We start from the raw sequence: 6000 nt of genomic DNA, 5'->3' as shown, positions 1-6000 counted from the left end.
TATCTCGTATCTCGTATCTCGTATCTCGTATCTCGTATCTCGTATCTCGTATCTCAAATATCTTTTCTTCCACGCACAAAAAAGAGCACCGAAGTGCCCTTATTAGATTTTAAGCTAGCTATTAATAACTAACGATTATTGCCATATAGCTGAAAGTGAATCCATCAGGCCGCTCGTTGCACCTTGTGACTGCAGTGCTTGAAGAATGATGGGTGCAAATGTTGTAACCATTGATGGATCCATACCTAATCCAGAAAACGCACTTTCAACGGCACCTTGTGAGCTTAGTAGCGATGATAGACCAGTAGACTCAAGGCTCGACATACCCGGAATAAGTGTCGCGAGTTCTTTGTTGTCGGCTGTGCCAAGAGAGTTTTGTGCAAGGGCCAACATTGAACCAATACCGCCAACTGCTTGGTCGCTGGTAACAGAAGCTTGGTCAGCTACCGTATCCACAAGTGGTGTTGTTTCGTTCTGCTGAGACCACATATTCACTGCTGCCATTAGTGCAGTTTGTGATAGTTGGGAATAGTTGGTATCTGATGATGAACTGGTTTGTTCAGAGTCGCTAGTGCTAGCGCAAGAGACAACAGCAAGGCTGCTTAAAACTGTGATGAGTACTTTCTTCATTATTCGTCCTTAAGTAATAAAGTAATTTACTCTTTCACTATAAACGAAAAACGGCGATGTAGTCACATCGCCGTTGGATTATTTCAATTTTATTTGCCAATAGTATTTTGTTTTACTAAAGGTTTTTATAAAAATTAAAGAATAGCTAGAAGTTCTACTTCAAATACTAGAGCAGCAAATGGTGGGATTGCAGCACCTGCGCCACGCTCACCGTATGCTAGATCTTGAGGGATGTATAGCTTCCACTTAGAGCCAACAGGCATCATTTGTAGAGCTTGTACCCAACCTTGAATTACGCCAGTTACTGGGAATTCAGCAGGTTGACCGCGAGATACAGAGCTGTCGAAAACAGTACCGTCAGTTAGTTCGCCGTGGTAGTGAACACGTACTTGCTTGTCTGCAGTAGGGATTTCGCCAGTACCTTCAGTTAGTACTTCGTACTGAAGACCAGACTCAAGAACTGTTACTTCTGAACGAAGAGCGTTGTCAGTTAGGAAAGCTTCGCCGTCAGCTGCTGCTGCTTTAGCTAGTTCTTGACGTGCAGCTTCACCACGAGTGTGTAGCTCTTGTAGTGCGTTGTTGATTTCGTCAACTTCGATAGCTGGCATGTCACCAACTAGAGCTGTTGCGATACCAGCAGCGATTGCGTCAACGTTTAGGCCTTCAAGACCAGAACCAGCAAGTTGTTGGCCCATTTGTAGACCGATACCGTAGCTAGCTTTTTGCTCTACAGTTTCAAATTTTACTTCAGACATGAAAAGTCACTCTTTTTGTCAGTACGAAAAGGGTAAGAATACCAGTATTAGCAGCGTGAAGAAACGGCTAGTCCCTGATCACTTGCGCTTTACCGTGCCCAAATCACAGCCATGTCAATTTTCTCGCTTTGGGCCTTGTTGTGACGGAAAGATCTATACTGTTGGTACTTTGGTTTTTATACTGTAGTTATTCAATGTATAGGACGCAGTGGTATGAATCGTCGTCAAAAGAAAAAACAGAAAGTTGACCACTTAGCAGAATTCAAGGATCGACTGAATCAGGTCAAAGAGAAATTGAGTTCGATCGATGTGAAGAAAATGAAAACCTCGACAGCGCAAACTTGGGGTTCATTGCCGAAGTTACACCAAAGACTGTTGATGGTGATTTCTCCGATCGTACTGATATTACTTTTTGTGCCGCTACCAGAACCTAAAGTAGACACAGCTCCAACAACATCGCGCGTTGAGCTTGAAATAAACACCGTCGGCTTAAGCGAACAGCAAAATGCCAAGAACAGCTCATTAGAACCGAGTAACAAAAATTGGCAGGAGTACCTTGTTAAGCAAGGGGATACGTTAGCGCAGGTTTTTCGAAACAACGATTTGCCATTGTCTGACTTGAATGCGTTAGTGCGAATTGAAGGTGCAGATAAGCCGCTCAGTCAGATTCGTAAAGGCCAGCTGGTTCGTTTCAAACTTGCTGAAACTGGGCAGTTGGACATTCTTCAGCTAGAGAAAGGCGACACTTCGGTGATGTTCTTCCGCTTATCCGATGGTGGCTTTGGTCGCAGTAAGTAGATGAATAGTGAGCCTGAGTTAAAGCGCTTCACCAGACACAGATAAACGATAGAAAAGAGCTAAGCATTAGCTCTTTTTTTTGGTCGCTTGAAAGGGGCGAGTGGCAAGATGATAAGCATGATTCCGATAAAGGTTAATGTATCCGGAATCTCATCGAACCATATTGCACCTATTAGCGCGACAAACACCAATCCTGAATACTCAGCCAAGGCAATTTGGCTAGAGTGTGCTTTTTGATAGGCAGCAACCGCAAGGCCGTTGTAACTTAAGATTAGCGTCGCACTCAGGGCTATGTATCCCAAATGCTCCACAGACACCGGCTGCCAGTATAAGAAGCACAGTACTAATGAGGCTGGAATAGAGAATAAGGTTGTCCACCACAGCGTAGTGACCACCGTTTGCTCACTAGGAAGCTTTCTTACGAGTACATTAAATAGTGCTAGGGTGAGTGCTGTCCCCAAAGCAAACAGTGCCGCCCAATGAAATTGTGATGGCCTCAAGACAATCAATGCACCAATAAAACCTATGGTTGTGCCGATCACCTTGCCGAGTGCCGGTTGCTCTTTCAATAGCAACATTGAGAGCGGCAACATCAGTAAAGGCGCGACATAAAATACTGCGTTGGCGGTTGCCAAAGACAAGTGAGTGATCGCGACCACCATGCACCCACTGCCGATCAGAATTAACTGACCTCGAATGAAGGTTACCTTAGCCTGCTGTAAGCACCGTTGTTCTTTTTTCTGCTGTAGCCACAAAGGGGTGATGATGAGCAGAGATATCAACTGTCGGAAAAAAATATACTGTAAGGGCGGTACTTCGCCATTTAACAGCTTTACCGCTACGTCGGAAAGCGAGGCAAACAAGTTACCTGCAACCAACAATAGAATACCGGCAGTGATATTCGTCATTATTTTTCTAATCTCATGTCTATATGAGGAATGTCATCTTCGAGGTACATATCCGAGATGGTGTTGAAGCCGTGGCTCGCATAGAAGTTTTCTAGGTGTTGCTGCGCGCCAATATCAATGGCCGTATTTGGCCAAAGAGCCTCGCAGCGTGTTAATGCTTCTTTTATTAATTGATGCCCCAAGCCATCACCTCTTGCTGATTGCTTGGTTGCGACTCGGCCGATGCTGGTGTTGTCGTAAGAGGTACCTGGTGGTAATAAACGTGCACACGCAACCAACTCATCATCAGAATAACCAAGCAGGTGCTCAACACCTGCGAGTGTATCTTTACCGTCGAGCTCTGGATAAGGACAAGTTTGCTCAACCACAAATACATCGACTCTTAATTTAAGTAGTTGATAAAGCTGTTGTGTTGAGAGTTCAGAAAAAGGAATTGAGTGCCAAGTGATCATGTTTACATCCAGAGATTATCGATGCCCTGAATGTACTATGCGTGATGATTGTTGGCATTAACTATTGTTAATTCGACCTTTAATTCTGCTCAGGCTGATTGCGGTGATTCCTAGATAAGCGGCAATTTGATTGTCATTTAAGCGCTGCTCAAGGTCGGGATAGTGCTCGCAGAACAGCTGATAACGTTGCTCTGGTGTATAGAGCAGCATGAAGCGTTCTTTGTTTTCCTTATGCATCAGTTGTGTTTCTAACAGCTTTAAATACAAAGGATTATTTGATGCACGCCACTCGATAACCGCATTCATTGGCAGCTCTAACATGGTGATGGGTGTCAGCGTTTCTAATAGGTAAGGAGAGGCTTGGTTCTTTATCAGACTCTCAAAGCCGATGATCCAATCTTGTTCCCAATAGAACTCTTTGCTGTATTGCTTACCATCATCAGTGAGGTAGCAGGCATGGCACAAGCCTTCAAGTACAAAGTAGATTGAACTCGCCATCTCACCTTGATTGATCAAGATGTGTCTGGTTGGCAGCTCAAGTGGCTTGGCGACAGCGAGTAGAGATTCAATCTGGCTTTCAGAGAAGTCGAAGCTTTGCAGTAGTTCGATAAAAGAGGTGTGCATGAAAATAACCTATCCCAAATAAGTGCCGAAATCATCGCACTTATTTGGAGAGAGGTACAGAGCAGGATAAATCAGAGGCGTGCGTGTTGCTCTAGGTAATCTTGAGCAAGTTCTCTGCCCATGTATTTACCCAGAGTCTTCAGTGGTACCTTTTTAAGGTTCACCACAATCAAGCCATCCAAGGCATCATTAAACGATGGGTCGACATTAAAACACACCAGTTTACCGTTCATCCCTAGATATTGGCGCAGCACTACCGGCAGGCCTTTACCTTGCTCCATGCGTGCTAACACTTTAGAGAGCAGAGGCACACTCGCCAGTGAAGAGAGCAGGTGATTTTGCCAGAACACATGACTGCTGGTATTGAGTGGTGACGAAGGTGAAACCAAATTCGCCTTTTCCTCATCATAATGGTGGATTGATAACGTGGTCGCGATCAACAGACGCGCATTGTGGCTGTAATCATTGCTGATACTGACTGGGCCGAACAGATGGGTATATTGAGGGTGACGAGACACAAAGGTCGCAATGCCTTTCCACAATAGTAACAGTGAGTTCAGGCTCTTTTGGTAAGGTTTACTTACTACCGATCGCCCTAGTTCAATGCTGTTTTCTAACGTATCAATGAATTCTTGGTTGTAGTTAAACAGGCTACGAGAGTAAAGCTGATCAAGCCCGTGCTCTGCGATGAGTTTGTCGACCATACCGAGTCGATACGCCCCGACCAGTTCTGCCTTGGTTTTATTCCACACAAACAGTTGATGGTAGTAAAGGTCATACTCATCTAAATCACAGGCCAGCCCACTGCCTTCTCCGACTTCTCTAAAGCTTTCTTCTCTTACTCGACCAATCTCGCGCATTAAGTTAGGAATAGATTGGCTTGGTGTGCAGTAGACCTCAAAGTTCCCTTGCTCGAGCAGTTTCATCTCTTCAGGGAGTGAGTCTATCTCTATTGATAAGACTTCTGGTGGAATAGGCGCTATCACTTGGGTATCGAAAGAGGGCGCGTGGATTGGCGTGTTCGGACTATCTTGTTGACTCATTAGATAGGTATTAAGTCGTAGGTAGTTGACGATATCCATCTCTTTTTCAAACGATTTTATCTCTGAATACGGAATCGATGAGCCAATCGAGATAGAGATAGTTGTCGCTTGTTTATTAAGAAGTTCACGCCCGAGTAGAGCGGTTCTCAACAGTGGATGAACACGACCCGCTTGATAGAAAAGCTCACTGTTCTTGCCATTGATAAAGATAGGTACCGTGGTGGCTTGGTGACGTTTGACGAATTTCGCTACCGACTTGCTCCACTCGATGTCTGTCAGTGTTTTTGCCCCTTTACGGTAGCTTGATACTTCACCTGCTGGGAATACAATCAATAGTCCACCATCAGCCAAATGACGATTGGCATCTCGAATCGCTTTGGCATTGGTGCGTTTCGATTCTTTACTGTTAAAGACATCGACACCGATGAAAAGATCATCCAGTTCAGGCAGGCGCTTAAGTAACTCATTGGCCAGCACCTTCACATCCTTTCTTACTGATCCTACGAGATCGGCAAGGATCACGCCTTCGATGGCGCCAAGCGGGTGGTTCGCCACAATCACGACAGGCCCTTCTTCCGGGATGTTTTCCGTGCTTCCCGATGCAACCGAGTAGTCGATATTGAGCGCCGACAGAGTGTAATTCATGAATTCGAAGCTAGATAACTCGTTTTTACGATCTTGGTAGAGTCGGTCTAGCTTAGATAGCCCAGTTGCCCACTCGACAACAGACTCACCTAAACCAAAAGGCGTGTAACGTGGTAAACGAAAAGGACTATCAATCATAATGAAA

General features: G+C 44.9%; 7 protein-coding genes. 1 reads left to right on the top strand and 6 read right to left on the bottom strand.

Features of this window, described 5'->3' with window-relative positions; all coding sequences use genetic code 11:
• Nucleotides 1-135 precede the first annotated feature (135 nt).
• The gene (locus tag AB6E54_RS18395; protein WP_017058875.1) at nucleotides 136-630 is read right to left on the bottom strand and encodes a DUF2780 domain-containing protein; all 495 of its coding nucleotides are present in this window, start codon (nucleotides 628-630) and stop codon (nucleotides 136-138) included.
• A 134-nt stretch (nucleotides 631-764) separates the two neighbouring features.
• Nucleotides 765-1385 (bottom strand): FKBP-type peptidyl-prolyl cis-trans isomerase, encoded by a 621-nt coding sequence (locus AB6E54_RS18390; RefSeq protein WP_017078817.1) that lies wholly within the window; start codon nucleotides 1383-1385, stop codon nucleotides 765-767.
• A 213-nt stretch (nucleotides 1386-1598) separates the two neighbouring features.
• Between AB6E54_RS18390 and AB6E54_RS18385 the strand changes: the two genes are divergently transcribed.
• Entirely contained in the window at nucleotides 1599-2183 is a 585-nt protein-coding gene (locus AB6E54_RS18385; protein WP_017068022.1) for a LysM-like peptidoglycan-binding domain-containing protein, read from the top strand.
• A gap of 59 nt (nucleotides 2184-2242) precedes the next feature.
• Here the strand turns inward: AB6E54_RS18385 and AB6E54_RS18380 are convergent, their stop codons facing one another.
• The 4 genes from AB6E54_RS18380 to AB6E54_RS18365 form a co-directional block, all read right to left on the bottom strand.
• Nucleotides 2243-3091 (bottom strand): DMT family transporter, encoded by an 849-nt coding sequence (locus AB6E54_RS18380; protein ID WP_102333015.1) that lies wholly within the window; start codon nucleotides 3089-3091, stop codon nucleotides 2243-2245.
• Entirely contained in the window at nucleotides 3091-3543 is a 453-nt protein-coding gene (locus AB6E54_RS18375; protein ID WP_017068023.1) for a GNAT family N-acetyltransferase, read from the bottom strand. Before AB6E54_RS18375 ends, AB6E54_RS18380 begins: the two co-directional genes overlap by 1 nt.
• Before the next feature lie 57 nt (nucleotides 3544-3600).
• Nucleotides 3601-4167 (bottom strand): Crp/Fnr family transcriptional regulator, encoded by a 567-nt coding sequence (locus AB6E54_RS18370; RefSeq protein ID WP_102333016.1) that lies wholly within the window; start codon nucleotides 4165-4167, stop codon nucleotides 3601-3603.
• Between the two features lie 71 nt (nucleotides 4168-4238).
• The gene (locus AB6E54_RS18365; RefSeq protein ID WP_372106818.1) at nucleotides 4239-5993 is read right to left on the bottom strand and encodes a lysophospholipid acyltransferase family protein; all 1755 of its coding nucleotides are present in this window, start codon (nucleotides 5991-5993) and stop codon (nucleotides 4239-4241) included.
• Between the last annotated feature and the right edge of the window lie 7 nt (nucleotides 5994-6000).

This window comes from Vibrio sp. 10N.247.311.49 (assembly GCF_041467655.1).
Lineage (GTDB): Bacteria > Pseudomonadota > Gammaproteobacteria > Enterobacterales > Vibrionaceae > Vibrio > Vibrio crassostreae_C.
Note: the sequence above shows the minus strand (reverse complement) of the source record. Positions and strands in the feature narration are given on the sequence as shown.

Coding starts and splice junctions, on each gene's coding strand:
- AB6E54_RS18365 (WP_372106818.1), bottom strand. CDS start 5,993: ATGATTGATAGTCCTTTTCGTTTACCACGTTACACGCCTTTTGGTTTA.
- AB6E54_RS18395 (WP_017058875.1), bottom strand. CDS start 630: ATGAAGAAAGTACTCATCACAGTTTTAAGCAGCCTTGCTGTTGTCTCT.
- AB6E54_RS18380 (WP_102333015.1), bottom strand. CDS start 3,091: ATGACGAATATCACTGCCGGTATTCTATTGTTGGTTGCAGGTAACTTG.
- AB6E54_RS18375 (WP_017068023.1), bottom strand. CDS start 3,543: ATGATCACTTGGCACTCAATTCCTTTTTCTGAACTCTCAACACAACAG.
- AB6E54_RS18370 (WP_102333016.1), bottom strand. CDS start 4,167: ATGCACACCTCTTTTATCGAACTACTGCAAAGCTTCGACTTCTCTGAA.
- AB6E54_RS18385 (WP_017068022.1), top strand. CDS start 1,599: ATGAATCGTCGTCAAAAGAAAAAACAGAAAGTTGACCACTTAGCAGAA.
- AB6E54_RS18390 (WP_017078817.1), bottom strand. CDS start 1,385: ATGTCTGAAGTAAAATTTGAAACTGTAGAGCAAAAAGCTAGCTACGGT.